Annotated in this window: 1 pseudogene; it reads right to left on the minus strand. The window is 56.8% G+C overall.

Annotated features, from left to right (window positions below):
• A pseudogene (locus ACYP03_RS28105) lies at window positions 1–234 on the minus strand (TRAP transporter permease); the annotation flags it as partial.

Here is a 234-nt window from a genome sequence, read left to right on the forward strand (position 1 = left end):
GCCAACGACAATACCGGCCGTTGCACAGGCCACTGAAATCGGCAGGGCCATCAATGCCCCCTCTTTCATGCCTTCCAGCACCTGGCTCAGGCTGACACGGCTCGAACGGCGGCACAAGGCAGAAACAAGAATAGCGACACATCCTGCAATCCCGACCAGCACCGGTGAGTAACTCATCATCAGCAGCGCAGTGACCAGAATCAATGGTGCGAGAAAGTGCCAGCCTTTGTTCAG

It is taken from the genome of Photobacterium sp. R1 (genome assembly GCF_054600795.1).